Here is a 20,378-nt window from a genome sequence, read left to right on the forward strand (position 1 = left end):
AGGCCGGTCGGCCTTCACAGCTCGGTGTTGATGATGGCCTCCACCAGCACCTCGCCGTCGCCGGTCAGCGTGACGCCGTCCGCGTCGACCGTCATGAGGCCGCGTTCGGCCAACGACGCGAACTTCTCCCTCCACGGCCTCTCGTGCAGGGACCTGCCGTAGGTCGCGCGGTGCAGGTCCTCGCGGACCGGCTGCAACGTCGACAGGGCCATCTTCACCGCCCTCGCTTCCTGCGCGCCCGCGTCGAAGCCGGTGGCGGAGCCCAGCGGCACCCTGCCCTCGTCGACGGCGGCCGCGTAGTTCTTCCAGTTCACGTCGGTGATCGCCTCGGAGCTGCGGCAGCTGGAACTGCCGCCGAGGCCGATCGCGACCTCGGCCTCCTGCTTGTCCTGGTCCACCATGATGGACTTCCACTTCTCCGGACCGAGGCCGTCGCGGGCGAAGTACATCGTCGGGTGTTCGGTGTAGCCGGCGGCGCGCAGGCCGTCGGTCAGCACCTCGCGCATCTGGTACTGCTCCTGCAGGGTCGGCCAGAAGTGGCCGTTCTGGACGAGCTTCTCGCGGTATGCCGGGAGCTGCCACGGCGCGGGTTGCTCCCCCGCCACGCCTGTTCTGGTCTCGGCGTAGGACTTCAGGTGCAGCTTGGTGCACACGAGGGCGGTGATCTCGTTGTCCAGCACGATGTCGAGGTCGCGTTTGACGCTGTCGACGGTCTGGTCCAGCAGGCCGTACATCAGGTCGATGCTGACCCACTCGAAGCCGGCCGCCTGAGCGTTGCGCACGAAGTCGACGCACATCTGCGCCGTGTGCTCGCGGCCGCACTCCCTCAGCACGTCGTCGTCGAACGACTGCACGCCGCTGGACAGCTTGGTGCAGCCCAGGTCCCGGAGTGCCTCGAGCTTGGCCGGGGTGAACGTGCTCGGGTCGCCCTCGAAGCGGATCGTCGTGTCCTCGGTGAACCCGAAGTTGTCCTGGTAGAAGCCGAGCAGTCGCCGGATCTCCTTCTCCGGCAACAACGACGGTGTGCCGCCGAAGACGTTGAACTCACCGACGGGAGCGCCGGCCAGCTCCGGCACGCGTCGCAGCCAGAGTTCGGCCTCCCTGATGTTCCAGTCGACCCACCGGGTCAGCTTCTCCTCGGCCTGGCCGCCCTTGACCAGCACGACCGGGTACTGGCAGAAGCGGCACTTGTAGGCGCAGGTGGGGATGTACGACCACAGGTGGATCGGGGCGGTGCCGGCGAGCTGGTCGCTCAGGTCGTCGAGGAAGTCGTCCACGCGGTAGCCGGGAACGTTGCCGGGGAACACATGCGCGCCGAACGGGTCTTCGGTGACGTACTCGAGCAGGTGCGCGTTGGCGGGGTCCTGCAGGGCGGCCCACACCTTGGGCTCCCGGTTCGCGAGAACACGGTCCATCAGAACACCCCTCCATTGCCGAAGTAGTTGTGGGCCTCCCCGGACTCGCGGTCCTCGCAGTAGTACTTCACGAACTCGGCGAACCTGCCCTCCGGCACGTCGTCGAAGCACTCCGGCAGGGGCGGCGGGAACCCGATGTCCTCGCCGGCGGTGGCGCGCAGCCGCGCGAAGATCTCGTCTCTGAACTCGAAGTACAGCCGGTAGGACGGCGTCTTGTAGGAGTGGATCGGGAGGAAGTCCACGACGCTCATCTCGTCCTTGATCTCCGCGATGCGCGTGCCGAGCCGGTTCGCGAGGTCCTCGCCGAAGAACGCCACCACGGCGTCCTCGTCCAGAAAGGACGGTGTGAGCAGGACGGGCAGGATGGTGTTCTTCGGGGTGAAGTCCTTGATGGAGAACTCCCAGGCCTGCAACGCTTCCGCCTCGGTGAGGTCGACAGCCCGCTCCGGCGCCTCCGGCCTGATGTCGCGCATGACGATGATGCCGTCGTTGCCGTACGCGCGGCCGGCGATCACCTCGTCGAGGGCGTGGTTGACGCGCCTCGGGTTGATCTCGACCTTCGACCGCGGTGCGTAGGTGATGTCGTGACCGGAACCCCGGACCTTGATGCCGAAGTCCCAGTCGTCGGAGAGGTGGTTGACGAAGCGTCCGTGCTGCAGCTGGTAGAAGATCTCGATGCCGCCGACGCTCTCGTAGGCCTCGCGCTCGACCGCGAAGCCCTTGCCGTCCGGAAAGCCGCCGAACAACGAGAACGTCACCGCGCGGCACCGCAGAGTGCGCTGGATCGCGTCCCAGAGTCGTGGCCTGCCAACGAAATGTTCGGCGTTGTAGTAGTAGTCGCACACGCCGATCGCGGCCTTGTCCTTCTCCATCGCCACGAAGAGTTCGACGAGCCACCGGCGGTCGACGCGGCAGTCCGCGTCGGCGGACACCAGGTAGAAGCGCTCGCCGGGATCCCTTCTGGCACGGCTGCGGTGCACAGCGAACTCCATGCCCGTCCGACGTGCGGGCGCGACACCCTGCTCGGGCTCGCCGATCACGTGCAGAGCGACCTTCGAGCGTTCGGCGAACGCGCGGGCGATCGCGACCGTGTCGTCGGTGGAGTTGTTGTCCACCAGGACGATCTCGTACGTGTCCGGATCGATCTCGTCCTGGTCGTGCAGGGACTGCAGCACTTCGTGGATGTTCGCGGCCTCGTTGTACACCGGCAACACCACGCTGAGCCGCACGTGCTCGCCCATCGCGGGCGGGAACAGGTTGCTCACCAGCGCGTTCGCGGCCGCACGGTGGTGCGTGCCGAGCTGTTGGTTGTGCGCCACCACTTCCGCCCGCCTTTCCGCGTTCGTCATGAGATCCTGAACCTGCCGGGCGAACTCCGGCGTCGGCAGGTCGTGTGCCACGATGTCCAGCACCGGAGCCTTGAAGCCCGCGTACACCTTGTCGTACAAGGCATAGCTGCTCGCGATGTACGGCACGCCCGCCGCGATCGCCTCACCGATCGGGTTGCCGTAACTCTCGTAGTCGTACGACGTCAGGAACGACACGACGTCGGCGTGCGCGAGCAGGTCACGCACCGAGAACCCGTTCCCGGTCGACTCGCACGGTTCGAGCACTCCACCGAAGACGACAGGAACCTCAAGCTCTTCCGCGAGCAGGCGGAGCTTTCTGGTTTCCTCCGGGTTCTCCTCGGTGTCACCGGCGACGAACAGCCAGGTGCCCGGAAGCCGTGCGACCAGGTGTAAATCGCGATCGATGCGCTTCTGCGGGATGATCCTGGTGAACCTGGCGATCAGCTTCGCGTGGCGCGGAACGCCGTAGTGCTCGCGAAAGTCCGGCCGCCCTGGACGGCTGGGCGCGGTGAAGGTGTTCGGGAGGACGTCGAGGTTGCGCAGGTGCGGCATCCACTCCAGCGTGCGCCGTTTCGCTTCCTCGTGCAGCGCGAAGTAGTGGATGTGCGGCGAGTTCACCATCGGAGGCGTTGACGGGTAAGGGAAGCTGCCGTACTTGGCCGGTTCGCTCTGCCACATCAGGTCGTGGTCGCGCCACAGCACATACCGCCCGAGATCGTGAGTCGCGCCGTACATCGCAATCGCCCGGTACAAGGCTTTCGTGTAGGTCACGTTCTCGGGCAACGTGCCGTTCTCGACCATCACGAGCGTGACGCCGCGGTCTTCCCAGGTCCGCACGATCGCATCGGCGAGTTCCGCGACGATGCGCTCGGCGTCCGGAACCTGGTCGTGCCGCACGGCTTCCAGGGTCGCCGCCACGAATTCCCGGTCGTACCCGGCGATGCGCGCGACGCCGTCCACACGATCGAGGGTGACCCAGTCCGGCACGCGTTCGTGCCGGTAGGGCTGGAAGAAACGGCCCTTGTCGGCCTTGATGTCGTACCCGAGGTCGAGGTGAACCCGATACCCCTGGTCAGCAAAGGACTTGGCGATCTTGATGAACTCCACCACCACACCGGACATGGCGGTGGCGTCGAACGAGACACCCCAAAGGACGGGCATGGGCCGCTCCGCTCCGAGTGGCTAACTCTCGATCGAACGTAGCATGAAAGCGCTCTCCTGACGGATCGCGTCTCAACAGGCCAGTCGGTCCTTTTAGGACGGTCGCCGGCGCGGCCTGCGGCGGTCCAGAATCCAGTCCGCGAGCAGCAGCAGGAGCAGCGGGCTGAGCCAGACGCCGATGCTCGTCGCGGTGTTGCGCATCAGTTCGCGGCTGCCACCGAAGGCGGTGTCGACCTGGGGCGTGAGCAAGATCATCGCCGGGATGTTGACGACCCGGCTCAGCGCGATCGACATGGCGAGCGCGAAGCTGCGCGACATCCACCTGCGGTGCTCGTCGTAGCGGCGCAGCACGGCCATCCGCAGTCCGATGATCGTGGTGATCAGCCACAGCGCCGATCCCACCAGGTTGGCCACCAGCACGGAGGGGCCCGCCACCGTGTGCCAGCCGATGTACAGCCCGAGCAGACCGGCGGGCAGCGCCCCGGCGTAGACGTAGATCCGGCCGGTGATCCGGTGCCCGGCCCGGTGCCGCGCGCGGAACGCCGGCCAGACCTGGAAACAGGCGGTCGCCATCGCGACGGTGCCGCAGAGCACGTGCGCGACCAGCAGCGGGTAGTAGAGGTCGTTGCCCTCCGGCGGTTTCAGCCGGGAGTGGGCCGGGTCGAAGGTCAGGTAAGGCGGCACGGAGAACGCCAGGAACGCCGCGACCACCAGCATCAGCGGCACGATCCAGGGTCTGCGCCACCAGGCGACCTTCCGCAGGGACGGAGACGCGGGCGGCGCGTTCGTGGTCGAGGTCATGACAGTCCGTTCGTGATGGGGACCAGCCGGAAACTACGTACACCATACATAGAAACGTATGACGTACATAGTTTTAGGATGACACCGGACCGAACTGACGGGATGGCGGATGACGACTCGCGACAACAAGGACCCGGACCTGCAGCGCAGCCTCACGCTGCTGTGGGCGGGTCAGCGCCGCGGCCGGCGTGGCCCCCGGTCCCAGCTCAGCGTGGAGCTGATCGCGCAGGCCGCCGTCCGGATCGCGGACGCCGACGGACTGGAAGCGCTGTCCATGCAACGGATCGCCGCCGAGCTCGGCTACTCGACGATGTCGCTCTACAACCACGTCCCGAGCAAGGACCTGCTGCTGGAGGTGGCCGCCGACATCGGCGCGGGCGCACCCCCCGACCTCGGCGACGCAACGGACTTCCGGCAGGCGGTCCGGCGCTGGGTCGGCGCGCTGTGGGCCGGTTTCCAGAGCCGCCCGTGGATGCTGCGCGTCCCGCTCGACCACGCACCCGTCGGCCCCAACCAGCTCGCCTGGCTGGACCGTCTGCTGCGCCCGCTGCTGGCGGCCGGACTGGTCGGCGGCGAGGCGCGAGGGGCGGCTCTACACCTGACCGCAGTCGTGCGTGGGACTGCGCAGATCAGCATGAACATGACCAGCGCCCACAAGCGCCCCGACGGGATCCCGCACACGGACGCCGACCTCACCCACCTCGTCACCGAGCTCATCGACCCGGAGGACTACCCGGCGCTGACCGCCGTCCACGCGGCCGAGGTCGCCGGTCATCACCTCAGCTCCGAGGGAGCGGACGACGCGCTGCCGTTCGAGCTCAGCTTCGGCGTGGACCGGTTTCTGGACGGTGTCGAGGGCTGGGTGGCGGCGAAAACCCGCCGCTCGTGATGCCGCTGGCGCTCGACGGGACGGCTTGGGCGAGCAGGGTCAGCGTGGTGTGCGAGGGCGAGCCCGCCGGTGCGGTCGCGACCACGATGCTTGGACCTGGACCGCTGGTCAGGGTCTGCTGCGTGACGACCAGCCGCCCGACCAGCGGGTGCCTCATCTCGTAGACGGCCGTCGCACAGGCTTTGACGCGGTGGTCCGCCCACATCGAGGCGAAGTCCGAGCTGTTCGCACTGAGCTGTCCCACCAGTTCGTGCAACGTGGTGTCGTCCGGATGTTCCCCCGCGACCAGACGGAGGTTCCCCACCACCGCCTTGGCTTTGGCCGGCCAGTCCGCGTACAGCTCACGGGTGTGCGCGTCGAGGAACACCAGCTGCGCCATGTTCGGACGCCGAGGTGCCGCCACGGCGTGGAAGTCCAGGTGTCCGGCGAACAACGCGTGCCCCAGCCTGTTCCAGGCCAGCACGTCGCTGCGGCGGCCGAGCACGATCGCGGGAACGCCCGCCAGCGCGTCGAGCAGCTGGCCGGTCGCCTCCGACACGCGTTCGGGAGCCTGGCGGCGCGCTCGGCGTGACTGGTTCGCCGGCCTGGCCAGGGCGTGCAGGTGCTGCCGTTCCGCCTCGTCCAGCCGCAGAGCGGTGGCGAGCGCGTCCAGGACCTCGGGCGACGCGCCGGACGAGTGCCCCTGTTCGAGCCTGGTGTAGTAGGAGCTGCTGACACCGGCCAGGCGCGCCAGTTCCTCCCGGCGCAGACCCGGTACCCGCCGCCGCTCGCCGTAGTCCGGGACGCCGGCGTCCTCGGGACGAAGCTGCGCGCGCCGCGTCTTGAGGAAAGCCCCGAGCCGTCCGGATTCGCCCATGGATCCGAGTATGGGCTCGAGCCGGCCGCGTTACCTGTCCCAGCCAGGGATATGCAGAGCCGGGAGTGGTGCGCGCACGGGAAGAACAGTGCAATTGGCGCCATGACCACCACCGAAGACATCGAGGCAGTGGACGCGTCCGACTTCACCTTCACGCGCCGTGCGTGGATCGACGCCGCCCCTGCGGACATCTACCGGCTCGTCAGCGATGTATCCGCGATCAGCCGCTGGAGTCCTAACGCGACAGACGTCGCCTACGACGAAGGCGCTGGGCCTGAGGTCGGCGCGTGGTTCAGCGGCCGCAACCGCAGGAACGGCAAGGAGTGGACCACCCGCTCGCAGGTGGTGAAAGCCGAGCCTGGCAGCGCTTTCGCCTTCGTGGTCGACGGCATCGTCGAGTGGACCTGGACGTTCCACGCTCGCGGCCGCGGCACCGTGGCGGAACAGTCGTGGCGGCTGCTCCGGCTGGATCCGGTGCTGGGCAGCACCCGCGTGGACTTGGCCGCGTTGCGCGACTACATGGCCGCGAGCGCCGAGACCACGCTGATCTCGCTCGCCGAATGGATCACGCACAACCAGGTCTAGCGCTCCGCCGGTTCGTCGGGCACGACGACGAGACTGACGACCCGGCGCCTGCGTCCGCCGTCCCGCGCCCCGCCTGGTCACGGAAGATCAACGGTTTGTCGCCACCGAGGCCATTCGCATGCTCGACGTCATCGATGCGGTTGCGCGTGAGCATTGGGACAAGAAACGCGTCTCGGGCGAATGCGGTGCCGGTGTTCAAGCTCGCTTGGCCGGTGGCGGATCTGTTGCGAGTCGTTGCACGGTTCAAGGCGCACGACGTGAGGAGAAGTTCGGGTGGTGCTGGCTCGGTGGCTGAGGAGTGACTCCTCTCCCGAGCCAAGTGCCGTCTTCGTCCGATTGCTCGCCGTGGTTCGGGAACGGGCGGCAGACGCCATCGCTCAGGTCACTGCGGCGGCGCGCGTTGATGGCGCGCCGGCCGTTGACGACCTCGAAGGCTTCGCGGGGCTGATATCGCCCTGTGGTTTCGACCTATGCAGGCGCAGTGGCGAGCGTCCAGGTGGCCGTGTCGGTGTAGGCACGGCCATCTCGCGTACCGGTGATCGTCACCGTGTTGGCGCCCGGCCGCAGGGTGATCGGCCACGTGTAGATGCGGTCCGGGGCCGGCGGTTTCGGGGCGCCGACTGCGACGCCGTTCAGGATCAGCTGCACGTTGTCCGTGGTGGCGTAGGCGCGAACCGTGGTGGCGGCGGCGGTTCGCTGGGTCCAGCGGGCGCTGTTCAGGTGGACGAACGGGGTGTTGGTCCACTGAGCCTTGTACAGGTAGAACGAGTCCTTGCGGACCGCGCGGTCGTAGGTGACGAGGCCCTTGTCGTTGCGGCCCAGGGTGTCGCCTTCTGAACGGCTGTCGACCGCGAAGTCGAACATGTTCCACACGAACGTGCCCCACAGGAAAGACCGAGTCTTCAGCTGCGCCCACGAGTTCTCGTGCACCAGGGTCTGGTACTCCTCCGGGTGCCAGCGCGAGGTCGTCACGGGCGGCTTCGGGTTTTCCTCGTGCTGGGCGATGCTGCCGCCGGCGCCGTACTCGCTCAGCGAGATCTTGCGGGCCGGGTCGGCGGCGTGCAGGCGGTCGGCCCAGCCGCCGGGGCCGGTACTGCTGTTGTCGTACCAGCCGTAGTACTTGTTGTAGGCGGCGAGTTCGGCGTGGCTCGACACCGGGTCGCGGTCGCCGATGTGCGACGCGTAGGTCGAGTGGCGGCCGGAGTCCTCGGCGCGCACGGACGCGGCCAGGTCGCGCAGCAGGTTGTTCGTGGCGGTGTTGCTGGTCTTCTGCTCGTTGCCGATGCCCCAGAACGCGATGGACGGGTGGTTGAAGTTCTGGCGGATCATCTCCAGCAGCTGCTGCTGGGCGTTCGCCCGGAACGCCGCGCTGTCGGTCACCTCGTTGACCAGCGGGATCTCCGTCCACACCACGTAACCGCGCTGGTCGGCGAGGTCGTAGACGTGCTCGGCCTGCTGGTAGTGGGCGGTCCGCAACGCGTTGACGCCCATCTCGTCCATCAGGTCGAAGTCCTGACGCTGGTCGGCCTGCGTCACGGCCCACCCGGCGTTGAGCCGGTCCTGGTGCGCGTTCACGCCGTTGAGGCGCAACTGCTTGCCGTTCAACGAGAACCCGGTGTTGGCGTCGACCGCCGTGGTGCGCAGGCCGAGCGGTTCGGTCACGACGTCCTTCACCACGCCGGTGTCGGCGTCGATGATCTCGACACTCGCGCGGTAGAGGTACGGATCGGCCTTGCCGTTCCACCGGTGCGGGCGCGGGATCGTGAGCGTCTGCACGGTGTCGAAACCGGCGGCAGCGTTGACCGAACGGGTCGCGGTCACGCTCTCACCGACGATCACCCCCGCGTGATCCACCACGACCGCGCGAACCTTTACCCGTGCGGCAGAAGCACGGTTGTTCCACGCCTTGGTCGTCACCTCGACACTCGCGGACGCGTCGGACAAAGACCGTTGCCGCAGATAGACGCCGGGGCCGCCGGAGTCGCCCATGCGGACGCCGAGCTGATCCAGCGCGGTCAGCGAGACGTTGCGGTAGATGCCGCCGAAGAACGTGAAGTCAGCGGACAACGGCGCCACGTCCGCCACCGCGCGGTTGTCGGCCTTCACCGCGATCACGTTGTCCTGGCCCAGTTTCAGAGCCGAGGTCGCGTCGTAGCGGAACCCGGCGAAGCCGCCGCGGTGCTGGCCCAGCTTGACGCCGTTCACCCACACGTCCGCGACCTGGTTCACGCCGTCGAACTGCAACCACAGGCGGCGCCCGGACAACGTCGTGGACGGCGTGAAGTGCTTGCGGTACCAGCCGATTCCCCGGTAGTAGTTCGAGCCGCCGTCCTGCCCGTCCTGGGCGTTCCAGGTGTGCGGGACGTTCACGGAGGTCCACGCGGAGTCGTTGAATCCCGGTGCCTCGGCTCCAGCCGCGTCCGCACGCAGGAACCGCCAGCCCGCGTCGAGACTCACCTGCGCGCGTGTCACCGGTGGCACGTACGCCGAAGCTGCCGGTGCACCAACGAACATCGCCGAGATCAGCACGAGCAACGCCAGCAGACGTGTCATGCCCTGAACGCTATTGGCGCCGCTGACACGGCGTCAACGAACGGTCCTAGTTCCGGTACAACGGGTTTGGACAATCGACGTAACGGCTCGCCGCGCCCTCGGCTCGCGTCCAGCGCAACAACAGGTTCGCCTTCGCCGGGACGAAGGGGCTCTCCAGCAACGACAAGAGCTGTTCACATCCGTGATCCCTTGCATACGCAACGAAAACGGCGCGCGCCTCCGCCCACACGTCCAGCTCGGGGTGCCGGTCCAGCACCGCGCCGGCGATCTCCACGAGGTGGTTCACGACGAGGCAGTACTGGAGCCTCTCCCAGCCCTTCGCCTCAGACACACCCCGGCCTTCTCCGTCCACTTCGGACAACAGTTGGGCGTGCCGAGGCAACAACCGCATGCCTTCAGGATCGCGGTAGATCGCCTGGACCGGCAGACCGGACGAGTCCACACCGACCAGCACGTTCTGCAGATGACACTCCATCACCACGCCGTGCGCGAAGAACGCATGCAGCACAGGAGGAACGACGACAGAGACGTACTGCCGGAACCACCGCAGCGCACCGTCAGCGTCCAAGCCGTCCAACGGGTTGCCGTCGAACCCTTCGCTGATTCCGGCCGCCAGCAACGGGGTCACACCGGGCAGGGTGTGCTGGCGAACACCGTCCCGCACCACCACCGCGAGTCCCTCAAAGGATTCCGGCGAAGTCCGGTAGCCGCGGTCGATCAGGAACGCCGACCCGGGGTACACCGAGGCGATGTCCGCGAACACCGGTCTCAGCAGCCGGGCGAGCGGTGGGATCCAGCGCAGGTCGTGGGCCCACAACCGGCGCACGTCGTTGGTGATCTGCACGTCGAGGCTGAACTTGTAGAACAGATCCGCGGCCGGGTCGTAGACCGTGCGCACCGACGACGTCGGCCACACCTCGTGATCAGCCACCGGCCCGGAGCGCCCCAGCAATGAAAGCTGCCAAGGATGCGCGGGCAGCACCCCGGCGGGCAGCGGCACCTCGCCGTCGTCGACGAACTCGCCTTCCAGGTGTACCAACGAAAACCGCGCGTGCACCTCGGGCGCGTACGGCAGCCACTCCGCCGCGGGCAGGCCCCCGCGGCCCTTCGGCGCCGGGTGGTAGCGGTGGCCGGCGATCAAGGCCTGCTCGGAGCGTCGGTAGAGGTCGGAGGGCGGGGCAGGACGAGCGGCGAGAACGGCGGCGATGGCGGACCGCGACCCCGCGATCTCGTCGAGGAAGCCGACCGGTGGATCGCCGAGCTCCTTGGTGATCAGCACCGCGAGCTCCTGCCACGACACCGGCTGCCACGTCCCGGAGAACACCTCGGGCTCCGACAGCCAACGACCTTCCCGCGCCCGCAGCAGCACGTCGGTGCGCGGAAGCCGGATCGTGCCCTCAGGCCCCTGCTCCCCGACCTCGCGGCGCAGGCAGTTCAGCAGGGCGGTCGAGGTGATGCCGTCGGGATCAGTGATCGTTTCCACCGGTGTCCGCTTCCCTCTGGCGATGTGTCAGGATCTGATCATTCTGACGCAAACGCCGGTCGAGACCGAGTTCCTCGCCGCGTTGGACGGCGAGCGTGCTGAGAGGTTCCTCACGGCGCTGCCCGGAGCCCGCGCGGCGATCCTCGCGCGCCTGCGCCGAGCCCTCGCGATCGAGCCGTTGCCGCAGGTCAGCGGCGACCCAACCCAGTATTCCCATCCGGTCCACCTCCTCACCGCACTGGGCTGGCGCGACTCCGGGAGCTTGATCACCGAAGTCGCCCACAGCGTGGCCGGACTGGCGCTCTCCCGCACAACGAGCCCGCTCACGACCCCATTCCTCGAACGGACGTTGGAGGAGCACGAGCAGAGCGTGGTCGACGGCCATCCGCTGCACCCGTGTTGCCGCAACCGCACCGGGTTCACCGCCCGCGACCACCTGGCGTACGGCCCCGAGCACCGCCAGGTCGTCGCGCTGCGGCTGCACCCGACCGAGGACCACGTCGTGTTCGGCGACTGGCCCGCCGAACTGTCAGCCGGCGCGCAGATCCTCCTGCCGCTGCACCCGTGGCAGGCCGACCGGCTGAACGTACCCACGATCGGCACGCTGGACGCCAGCCCGTTGATGGCCCTGCGCACCCTGTCGGCCGGCGCCTGGCACGTCAAAACGACGCTGAGCGCGCAGATCACCTCGGCCGTGCGGGACATCTCCGGTGGCTCGATCGCCACGGCCACCACGGTCTCCGACTTCCTCAGCACCGTTGTCGAGGGCATCGAACTGCAGCCCAACCGCGCGTCGGCCGCGGTGCTCACCGACGGCGACCCGAACCGCGCGCTGGGCGTGATCCTGCGCGACAAACCCGTGCCGCACCCGCAGGAAACCCTGTTGCCGCTGGCCGCGCTGACCGCGCGCCCGGTGGACGGCGGCCCTCCCCCGATCCGCGCACTCGGCGACCCGGTCAGGTGGCTCGCAGAGTTCGCCGAACTGGCCGTGCCACCGTTGATGACCCTGCTCGCCCGCGGCGTGGCGTTGGAGGCGCACGAACAGAACCTCGTCATCGGCCTCGTCAACGGCAGGCCGAACCGGTTGATCTACCGCGACCTGGCCGACATCCGCGTCAGCCCGCGCGCGAACCTGCCGTCACGACTGCACGCGAGCCCAGAAGCCTTGCGCGCCAAGACGTTCGCCACGTTCTTCGCGACCGCGCTGACCGGACTCGTCACCGCCCTCGACGCACCGGCAGCGGAACTCTGGCAGGCGGTCGCGAGGGCGGTCCCGGACACGCCCGACCGGCACGCGTTGCTGCACGACCCGATCCCTGCCAAGCCGCTCACGTTGATGCGGCTCGACCCGGCGACGACGGCGTGGGCGTACCTGCCGAACCCGTTCTAGCCCAACAACATCTCGCGGTGCTGCCATGCCAGCGACAACAGCGCCGCGCCGGCCGCCTGAGTCGGTTCGTGGTGCACGAAGCGGTCGATGTTCGCAGCGGTGAACGGAAGTCCCTCGAGCACGCGGCCCTCGTCGTTGTGCGACACCAGATCGCCGAACAGCTGGTCGAACTCGGAGGCCTCGATCACCGCGACGGTCAGCATGTCGGTGGCGAACGTCAGCGGGTCCACGCCCATGCCGAGGTAGAACACGCGGGCCGCCGAGGTCAGCCGCTGGGCGAACGGCCAGGTCTCGTAGTCGGCGCAGTGGATCTCCGGCACGCCCAGCAGCTCTTCGGCGAATTCGCGGATCATGCAGTGCCACAACGAGAAGTCGCTGTCCTGGGCGCCTTGGAAGACGCCGACGGGCAGCACCTGGTACATCCCGCCTGCGTGGCCGACGCGCTTCGGGTCGCGCCAGTGCAGGAAGAACGTCGGCTCACCAGGCGAGTGGCGGATGGTGAGAGTGCTGATGGCGACGTTGACCGGGCGGCGCGTGAGGTCGCACGGGTCGCCGACAGAAGCACGCAGCGGCAGCGCGGAAGCGTGGCCGAGCGAACGGGCCGCGTACTCGTGCGCGCAGGCCTCGCCCACGTCGATGCCGTCGAAGTACGAGCCGATGCCGAACGTCAGGTGCCTGCCGGTGAAGTCGAGCAGGCGGTAGGTCTCGCGGTTCTGGAAAACGGAAGGCGCGGCAAGCGCGGCCATCGCCTCGGAGTAGCTGTCGAAGCCGTCTGGGAGCTCGGATCCCACGCGGGGGAACTGCCCAGACCCCCGCAGCTCCAGCGAAAGATCGGCCAGCGGGATCGGCCCGGCAGGCGTCCAGTGCGGGGCGGTGAGGAGGGGTATGCCGGCGACCCTGGGCACGTCCGGGTACTCCGAAACAGCCTTCAACGCCAGGGCGTGGCGGTGTTCCAGCAGGTGAGCGCGCACTTCGAGCCACTCGGCAGACGTCGGCATGCGCCCATTGTCAGGCGAAGAGGCCCGCCAGCTCCTGCCGGGAGCTGATCGCGAGCTTCCGGTACGCCGCCGCGAGATGGCTTTCCACCGTGCGCACCGAGACCACGAGCCGTTCGGCGATCCGCCGGTCGGTCATGCCCGCCGCCGCGTGCCGCACGACCTCCAGCTCGCGTTTGGTGAGCCCGGACGTGTGCTTGCGCTCGGCCAGTTCGGTGAACTTCACCGCCTCCGCAGGCATCCCGGCCGCGCGGTGGGCCTGCGCCGCCGCCAGCAGATCGGGGCCGGATCGTGAGGCACGGGCGCAGATCCCGATCGCGCGGGCCCTGGTGTCCGGTGCCTCGAAGCAACGGTCGCCGAGCGCGTGCACGGCTTCGGCGGCCGCACCCTGTTCCGCCGCCGCGGCGAGGTAATAGACCATGCAACGCACCGATCCCGCGTCGGCGGCCTCGCGGGCGGCGGCCAGGTACAGGCCGGCCGACGGCTCGTTGCGCGCGGCGGCGGCGACGGCCTCCACCCACGTGCCCAGCGCGGGCAGCACCGCCACCTCGTCCGGCTTCTCGGTGATCGGCAGACCGGCCGCCGCCTCGGCCACGGCGAGGTTGGCGGTCACCTCGGACCGGAACGCTCCCCTGCCGCTGCTCTGCGCGAGATGGGCCTCGCGCAGCCGGGCCAGGTCCGGCGCGTCGCCGTCCGGTCCGAGCAGGCCCACCACGGACCGGGCGAGGCCCTGGTAGTACGCCGACACGTCGGTCGCACCGGTCAGCCTGGCCATCGCCTCGCCGGCTTCGCGCGGCCGGTCGGCCATCACCAGGGCCGCCGCGGCGACGAGGGTCGCCCTGCCCCACGCGGTCCGCGGCGGGTCGCCCGCGAGGACCTTCTCGGCACGGGTCAGCGCGTCGGCGGGGCGGGCCGAGAACAGCAGTGCCACCGCGGCCGCCGATTCCAGGTCGGCGTGAAACCGTTCTGGCAGCGGGGCTTTCTCCAGCAGGTCCACCGCCTCACCGGGTTTGCGGTCGCACCAGATCGTCAGCGACGCCTGGGCGAGCACCACGGCGAGCCTGTCGTCGTCGTCACGAACACGGTGGGAGGCAATGCGATGTGCCTCCCACGCCGAAGCAGGCGAACCGCTCTCCGCGTGCGCGTCGGCCAGCACGAGTGCCGCGTGCGGGCCGGAGTCCAGCGGCAAGGCGCGTTCGGCGAGTTGGACGGCCAGCTTCGGCTGGTCCAGCAGCACCTCACGGGCCGCCGCTACGAACCGCGCCGGGTCGGTGACGCCCGAGTCGAGCAGCAGGTGCGGCCTGCCGGAGTCAGCGGCCAGCAGCCGGTCCACCAGCCGACGGCGGCGCAACGGCGTGAGATGCGGCGCGGCGGCCGCGGCCAGCATCGGGTGCGCCAGCCGGACGATCCCCGCCGTGCCGCCGACCAGGCCGCGTTCCTCGATCTCGGCGAACCCCTCCGGCGAGGCGGTCGCGCACAACGCGTCCAAGGTGATCGGCTCGGCGAGCACCAGCGCGCACAACGCCTCGACGCCCGCGGCCGACAGTCCGGTGATCGGCTGGGCCGCGACGGGCGGGACGTCGGTGTCACCGCGCCACACCCACACGTCGCCGATCCGGGTGAGTGTGCCGTCCGTCAGGCCGCGCTGCACCAGTTCGGTCAGGTGGCGTCCGTTGCCCCTGCTCCACCGCCAGAGCAGGTCGGCCGTGCGGGGCGCGATCTCGGCGCCGAGGCCTTCGGCCAGTGCCCCGGCGGTGTCCGCGCGGCCGAACGGCTGGAGCGGCAGCTCGTCCAGGAACCCGTCCTTGACCAGCGCGAGCACGGCGTCCGGCACCGGTCCGCCCAGGTGAGCCGTGACGAGCAGCCGCGACGTCCCGGCGGCGGCCAGCGTGAGCAGGGTGGTCGCGGAGGCCTCGTCGAGCAGGTGGGCGTCGTCCACGACCAGCAGCGAGCGCGGCCCGAGCCTCTTGCGCAGGGAGTTCAGCACCGCGACGGGGTGCAGGTCGTCCGCGAGTCCCGCCAGTGCGCCGAACGGGATGGACCGGCTGGACTCCGTCGCGACGACCCAGTGGACCTCGGCGCCGGACAGCCTGGCGACGGCCCGCGCGAACCACGTCCTGCCGACGCCGGGTTCGCCGGTGACCAGCAGTCCGCGGGTGCGGATCCGGCCGAGCGCGAAGGCGATCTGCGGTTCACGCCAGCGCCTGCCGGTGGTGTCGGTCGCCGTGGGACATCTGCGCAGGGCCAGCTCCATGCGGGCGATGGTGACAGCCGCACCGGCCCAGAGCGAGCGATTTCGTTGACATGACACGGTTTGCTTGATCGACAACGGAGCCCGGGGATCATGAGACCCCTGGGCTCCGTGCACTCAGCTGGCGCAGATCTGCCAGTTGTTGAGGCCCCACGAGTTGGTCGTGCCGTCGTCGTCCTCCAACGCGGCGATGGACACCTCGTGGCGCGGGATGTCGTTCGGGAGCAGGGACATCATGTGCGCCTGCCCGAGCGAACCGGTGAGGTCGAACATCGGGCCGAGCACCTTCTTGCCCGCCGGGCACTCCCGTGTGGTGATCTTGCCGGACGAGTGGATCGGGCCGACCTTGTTGACGATCTCCCAGCCCACCGACTGGAACGCGCAGACCGCGAAGGCGTCGAGGAACCAGCTCCGCGACGTGCCCGCCTTGCCCTCGAAGGCCTTGGTGAAGACCTGCGTGTTGCTCGGCAGCAGTTCGTCGACCACCACCTCACCCACACCGCCGGTGACCTGGAACCCGCCACCGATGACGACCTTGCCTGGAGAACAGGTGGCGACCGCCGGCTTCTCGAATTCCGACCCGGTGTTCACGCTGCGGCCGAGTTTGATCTCGTAGCCGGGCAACGGGTTCGAGCACACGGCGAACACCGTGATGCCCCAGTTCTTCGACGTGCCGTTGACGTCCTCGTAGGCCGTGCCGGTCACGAAGTTGTCCCTGATGATCAGCTCGTCCATGACGACCGACCCGTCGTTGCCGACCCCGGTCGCGGTGGAGAACCCGCCACCCGTCACGACCATGCCCGGCGGGCAGTTCGCGGTCTTGCCCTTCGGGCTGACGGAGTCGATGTCGCTGACGACCTTCTCGATCTTCGTGGTGACCGCCTGCACGGACACCGGCGCGGCCTGCGCCGTCCCCACCGTCGTCCAAGACAGCAGCCCGATTCCCAGTAGCGCGATGAGTCTGCGCACCTGAATCCCCCTCGCATTTCGTGAAATGTGACTTCGACATTTCAGCTGCGAGTGGTGGGTGCGGACATCCGTGGAGCGATACGGAGAATTCAGCTGCACTGTACGGAGAAGTTCACCGCGACTGGCCCGTTGGGCCGATCAGCCCACAACCGCTCGACGGAACCAAACGACCTGTCATCGCAACTCGCGCACAGCGTCATGATCACGTGTCAAGACTCTGGGAGGTGGCCAAGACCTACAGTTACGCGGACGCCGTCAAGCTGCTGGGCAAGAAGGAGAGCGCGCTCGTAGACAAGCTCGACAAGCTGGTCGGGCTGGCGTTGCTCGGCGGCTCGGTGAGCGGGGCCTCCGAACTCCTCGGCTGGTTCGACGCGAAGGCCGACTTCGTGCGGCTGAGTCGTGAGCTGCTGGTCAAAGCCGGGGAGAAGCGGTCAGGGCTGAGCCGGTACAGCCAGTCCGAACGGCTGCACGCCGCGCACACCGTGATCGTGATCGTCGCGTTGTTCGAGGCGTTCAAGCAGGTGGACCTGCCGTTCAAGCTCAAGGAGCTCGGGCTCGACAAGGACGAACAGCACGCACTGGTGGGCCTCAGCAGCATCTTCAACGGCAACGGCGTGCTGCCCAGCGCGAACCGGCCGTACGCGCAGAATCTCAAGGCACTCGCGGACCAGTACGAGCAGGCCTGCCGCGAGTTCCTGAAGCTGTTGAAGAGCAAGACGATCTGGGCCCGGTTGACCGACGAGCAGCGCCGCCGGACCCAGGGCGTGTTGTCCGCGCTGCACGGCAGCGCGCTGCTGCGGTACGAGGAGCTGATCCGCAAGCTCGCGGTGGAATATCAGGAGCTGGCGTACTGGCTGCAGGCGCACGAGAACGCCAGCGTGTCCGCGGGTCTCGCGAGGCTGGAGGAGGCGCTGGCCCGCACCCAGGTCGGCGGCGAACCCGACGAGCGGCGAAAGGCGCTGCACAGCCGCTATCGGGCGGTGCTGGACCGACCGATCATCGACCCTGGGCAGGTGCCCGCCGGGCTGGAGATCCCGCTCACCCGCGACGCGTACATCGACCCGGACTACCAGGTCGTGCCCATGTCCCAGGACGCTCACCCGGCGGAGCTCGGGTGGTGGCACGACTTCCCGCCTCGGTCGGATCTCTACCAGTACCTCGTCGGCCACCTCACCTCGCCGAGGGCGGTGACGCATCCGCTGGTGGTGCTCGGTGATCCGGGATCGGGCAAGTCGCTGCTGACGAAGGTCCTGGCCGCGCGACTGCCCGCCAGCGACTACTTCACGGTCCGGGTGGAACTGCGGGCGGCCGCGGCGGAGGCCGACGTGCGCAGGCAGATCGACGCCGGGCTCAGCACGGCGTTGCTCGAGGACGTGAGCTTCACGGCGATGGCACGGGCTGCGGGTGACGCGTTGCCCGTGGTGCTGCTCGACGGTTTTGACGAGTTGCTCCAGGCCACCGGGGTGAGCCAGACCGACTTCCTGGACCGGGTCCAGGACTTCCAGCGCGACTGCGCGGACGCCGGGCATCCCGTGGCGTTCGTCGTGACCAGCCGGATCTGCGTGTCCGGTGGCATGCAGATCCCGCTCGGCACCGACGTGCTGCGGCTCCTGCCGTTCACCGACTCGAACGTCGCGTCCTGGCTCGACGTGTGGAATTCGTCGAACGCGGGGTACTTCGCCGCGAACGGCCTGGTTCCGCTGCCCGCCACCGCGGTGCTCGATCATCACGACCTCGCCGAGCAACCACTCCTGCTGCTGATGCTCGCGTTGTACGACGCCGTCGGGAACGCGTTGCAGCGCGACCACGACAGCCTGGGCAAGGTCGACCTGTACGAGAAGTTGTTGCGCCGCTTCGCTCGCAGGGAGGTCGACAAGGGCAACGACGCGGTGTCGCCCGACGAGGACCCGGTCGAGGTGGAGCTGGAGAAGCTGTCCGTCGTCGCGTTCGCGATGTTCCAGCGCGGCATCAAGTGGGTCGGCGGCAACGCGATCGACGAGGACATGACCGCGTTGCTGCGCGCCGGCGTGTCCGAACAGACCGACGGCACGCGCACTCCGTTGAGTGAAGGAGACCGGATCGTCGGCCGGTTCTTCTTCTTCGTCCAATGCGCCACCGCGACACGGGATGACCACCGCCTCCACACGTACGAGTTCCTGCACGCCACGTTCGGCGAGTTCCTGGTAGCCAGGTTCACCTGGTGCGTGCTCAACGACCTGTGCGAGCGGGAGTCGACGGGGCGGCGGATCACGGGTGCCCGGCCCGACGACAGCATGCTGTGGGCCCTGCTTTCGTTCGCCCCGCTCACGTCGAGCACACCGGTGATCGAGTTCCTGATGGAGATGGCCGGTGCCGCCAAGTACCGCGACGAGATGAAGACGCTGGTGCGGCAGCTTTTCGCGCTGTCGCAAACGCCTCGTTCGCGATCGCTGGAGGCCTACCAGCCGGTGCGCAGGCCGGCGCCGGCGCGCTACGCGATCTACAGTCTCAACCTGGTGCTGCTACACGTCGTGCTCGCCAGGGTCTGCGATTCGCGCGACATCGGTGTGCTCGACTGGACGAAGCTGGCGATGTTGTGGAAGTCCCAGCTGACCGACAGCGAGTGGCGCACCCTCATCGAGTCCATCTACGTGCGGTGGACCGACCGGCCGCACGCGACCGTGGCGATCGGCACGCCGCTGCCGACCTCGGTCGAGTTGGACGGTCTCGCCGGGCGGATCTCGTTGCGCGAGGCGGCGCTGGACGCCCGGTTCACCGGCGATCCGGCCGTCAACGAGTTCAAGTACGCGTTCGAGACACTTCCGGAAGGCCGGTTCGACGTCGACTACGCCAGAGCGTTGATCGGGCTGGCCGCGTCGCCGATGCACCCCGAGGAGAGGGCACGGCAGTACCTGCGGTGGTCCAGCCGATTCCCCGACGTCGTCCTCGACTGCCTGCGCCGCGACGTCACGGTGAGCGTGGACACCCTGCGCCAGCTCTCGAAGACGACGCTCGGCAAGAGCGGTGCGTTCGTCGTGCAGCTCTGCGACCGGATCGGCAGAGGTGGCTCTGACAAGGAACTGCTGGACGTGCTCCGCGACAGGCAGTCCGGGCCTGCGGCAGGCAGCTGCGAGATACCGATGCTGGACGCGTTGTTGCGTCTGCACGAGCGCGGCTACCGGGACTGCGAACCAGATCTCCGGGCGCTGTTCGCCTCGGTGGACTTCACGGACGTCAGCCACCACCGGCCAGACCTGGTCTACCGCGCGGGCACGGTGGCGAACGAGCTGGGCCTTCTCGGCTGAGGGCCGCGGACACCGCGACATGACCGGGCCGCCCTGTCTGACCCGGTCTCCGCTCTACGAGGCTGTCAGGCCCGCCAGCGCCTGGACGCGTGGACCACGTCGCCGACCGCGCGTGCAAGGCTTCCGTCGGCGTCGACGTGGCTCTCGTACTCGACGGCCGGAAGCGGCTGGGCCACCTCGGGCGGTGCCTCGTACGGGTCGCTGTCTTCCCAACGCAGCCTGCGTGCCGTCTTCACGAACGCGACCGCCGCGGCCAGCAGCAGCACCCCGATCGCGACCGGCCACCAGACCGATTCCGCGACCGCGATGGCGAACTGGACCTGGGCCACCACGACGAATACGACAGTGAGTCCGACCACCGACCACGGGGCCGATCTGCTGTCGCTTCTTCGTCTGG

14 protein-coding genes are annotated in these 20,378 nt (G+C 68.6%); 4 read left to right on the forward strand and 10 right to left on the reverse strand.

What is annotated here, in order from left to right:
* Window positions 1-14: 14 nt before the first annotated feature.
* From ACWGE0_RS15100 to ACWGE0_RS15110, 3 genes are all read right to left on the reverse strand, one after another.
* The gene (locus tag ACWGE0_RS15100) at window positions 15-1,415 is read right to left on the reverse strand and encodes a radical SAM protein (protein ID WP_452261476.1); all 1,401 of its coding nucleotides are present in this window, start codon (window positions 1,413-1,415) and stop codon (window positions 15-17) included.
* Entirely contained in the window at window positions 1,415-3,925 is a 2,511-nt protein-coding gene (locus ACWGE0_RS15105; RefSeq protein ID WP_452261477.1) for a glycosyltransferase, read from the reverse strand. The genes ACWGE0_RS15100 and ACWGE0_RS15105 overlap by 1 nt, the downstream gene beginning before the upstream one ends.
* A 93-nt stretch (window positions 3,926-4,018) precedes the next feature.
* On the reverse strand, window positions 4,019-4,726 hold the full coding sequence (locus ACWGE0_RS15110) for a DUF2306 domain-containing protein (RefSeq protein WP_452261478.1): 708 nt from the start codon (window positions 4,724-4,726) through the stop codon (window positions 4,019-4,021).
* A 109-nt stretch (window positions 4,727-4,835) separates the two neighbouring features.
* Between ACWGE0_RS15110 and ACWGE0_RS15115 the strand changes: the two genes are divergently transcribed.
* Window positions 4,836-5,615, forward strand: coding sequence for a TetR/AcrR family transcriptional regulator (locus tag ACWGE0_RS15115; protein WP_452261479.1), 780 nt, complete (start codon window positions 4,836-4,838; stop codon window positions 5,613-5,615).
* Here ACWGE0_RS15115 and ACWGE0_RS15120 read toward each other — a convergent pair.
* The gene (locus ACWGE0_RS15120; protein WP_452261480.1) at window positions 5,545-6,471 is read right to left on the reverse strand and encodes a helix-turn-helix domain-containing protein; all 927 of its coding nucleotides are present in this window, start codon (window positions 6,469-6,471) and stop codon (window positions 5,545-5,547) included. The two genes, ACWGE0_RS15115 and ACWGE0_RS15120, sit on opposite strands and share 71 nt — an antisense overlap.
* Before the next feature lie 102 nt (window positions 6,472-6,573).
* On the opposite strand from ACWGE0_RS15120, the gene ACWGE0_RS15125 reads away from it, so the two are divergent.
* Window positions 6,574-7,056: an SRPBCC family protein gene (locus ACWGE0_RS15125; RefSeq protein WP_452261481.1), complete on the forward strand. Its 483-nt coding sequence runs from the start codon at window positions 6,574-6,576 to the stop codon at window positions 7,054-7,056.
* A gap of 468 nt (window positions 7,057-7,524) precedes the next feature.
* Here the strand turns inward: ACWGE0_RS15125 and ACWGE0_RS15130 are convergent, their stop codons facing one another.
* Window positions 7,525-9,609, reverse strand: coding sequence for a glycoside hydrolase family 2 protein (locus ACWGE0_RS15130; protein ID WP_452261482.1), 2,085 nt, complete (start codon window positions 9,607-9,609; stop codon window positions 7,525-7,527).
* Between the two features lie 46 nt (window positions 9,610-9,655).
* Window positions 9,656-11,092 (reverse strand): IucA/IucC family protein, encoded by a 1,437-nt coding sequence (locus tag ACWGE0_RS15135; protein WP_452261483.1) that lies wholly within the window; start codon window positions 11,090-11,092, stop codon window positions 9,656-9,658.
* A gap of 22 nt (window positions 11,093-11,114) precedes the next feature.
* On the opposite strand from ACWGE0_RS15135, the gene ACWGE0_RS15140 reads away from it, so the two are divergent.
* Window positions 11,115-12,482 (forward strand): IucA/IucC family protein, encoded by a 1,368-nt coding sequence (locus ACWGE0_RS15140; RefSeq protein WP_452261484.1) that lies wholly within the window; start codon window positions 11,115-11,117, stop codon window positions 12,480-12,482.
* Here ACWGE0_RS15140 and ACWGE0_RS15145 read toward each other — a convergent pair.
* The 3 genes from ACWGE0_RS15145 to ACWGE0_RS15155 form a co-directional block, all read right to left on the reverse strand.
* Window positions 12,479-13,480 (reverse strand): hypothetical protein, encoded by a 1,002-nt coding sequence (locus tag ACWGE0_RS15145; protein WP_452261485.1) that lies wholly within the window; start codon window positions 13,478-13,480, stop codon window positions 12,479-12,481. The genes ACWGE0_RS15140 and ACWGE0_RS15145 overlap by 4 nt on opposite strands.
* Window positions 13,481-13,490: 10 nt before the next feature.
* Window positions 13,491-15,731 (reverse strand): LuxR C-terminal-related transcriptional regulator, encoded by a 2,241-nt coding sequence (locus tag ACWGE0_RS15150; RefSeq protein WP_452261486.1) that lies wholly within the window; start codon window positions 15,729-15,731, stop codon window positions 13,491-13,493.
* A 114-nt stretch (window positions 15,732-15,845) separates the two neighbouring features.
* The gene (locus ACWGE0_RS15155) at window positions 15,846-16,697 is read right to left on the reverse strand and encodes a hypothetical protein (RefSeq protein WP_452261487.1); all 852 of its coding nucleotides are present in this window, start codon (window positions 16,695-16,697) and stop codon (window positions 15,846-15,848) included.
* Between the two features lie 224 nt (window positions 16,698-16,921).
* Between ACWGE0_RS15155 and ACWGE0_RS15160 the strand changes: the two genes are divergently transcribed.
* Window positions 16,922-19,981, forward strand: a complete 3,060-nt coding sequence (locus ACWGE0_RS15160) for an NACHT domain-containing protein (RefSeq protein ID WP_452261488.1) — start codon at window positions 16,922-16,924, stop codon at window positions 19,979-19,981.
* 65 nt (window positions 19,982-20,046) lie between these two features.
* Here ACWGE0_RS15160 and ACWGE0_RS15165 read toward each other — a convergent pair whose 3' ends face one another.
* Window positions 20,047-20,313: a hypothetical protein gene (locus tag ACWGE0_RS15165; RefSeq protein WP_452261489.1), complete on the reverse strand. Its 267-nt coding sequence runs from the start codon at window positions 20,311-20,313 to the stop codon at window positions 20,047-20,049.
* Between the last annotated feature and the right edge of the window lie 65 nt (window positions 20,314-20,378).

It is taken from the genome of Lentzea sp. NPDC054927 (assembly GCF_053610285.1).

Coding starts and splice junctions, on each gene's coding strand:
- ACWGE0_RS15105 (WP_452261477.1), bottom strand. CDS start 3,925: ATGCCCGTCCTTTGGGGTGTCTCGTTCGACGCCACCGCCATGTCCGGT.
- ACWGE0_RS15120 (WP_452261480.1), bottom strand. CDS start 6,471: ATGGGCGAATCCGGACGGCTCGGGGCTTTCCTCAAGACGCGGCGCGCG.
- ACWGE0_RS15140 (WP_452261484.1), top strand. CDS start 11,115: ATGTGTCAGGATCTGATCATTCTGACGCAAACGCCGGTCGAGACCGAG.
- ACWGE0_RS15125 (WP_452261481.1), top strand. CDS start 6,574: ATGACCACCACCGAAGACATCGAGGCAGTGGACGCGTCCGACTTCACC.
- ACWGE0_RS15145 (WP_452261485.1), bottom strand. CDS start 13,480: ATGCCGACGTCTGCCGAGTGGCTCGAAGTGCGCGCTCACCTGCTGGAA.
- ACWGE0_RS15115 (WP_452261479.1), top strand. CDS start 4,836: ATGACGACTCGCGACAACAAGGACCCGGACCTGCAGCGCAGCCTCACG.
- ACWGE0_RS15110 (WP_452261478.1), bottom strand. CDS start 4,726: ATGACCTCGACCACGAACGCGCCGCCCGCGTCTCCGTCCCTGCGGAAG.
- ACWGE0_RS15100 (WP_452261476.1), bottom strand. CDS start 1,415: ATGGACCGTGTTCTCGCGAACCGGGAGCCCAAGGTGTGGGCCGCCCTG.
- ACWGE0_RS15150 (WP_452261486.1), bottom strand. CDS start 15,731: ATGGAGCTGGCCCTGCGCAGATGTCCCACGGCGACCGACACCACCGGC.
- ACWGE0_RS15130 (WP_452261482.1), bottom strand. CDS start 9,609: ATGACACGTCTGCTGGCGTTGCTCGTGCTGATCTCGGCGATGTTCGTT.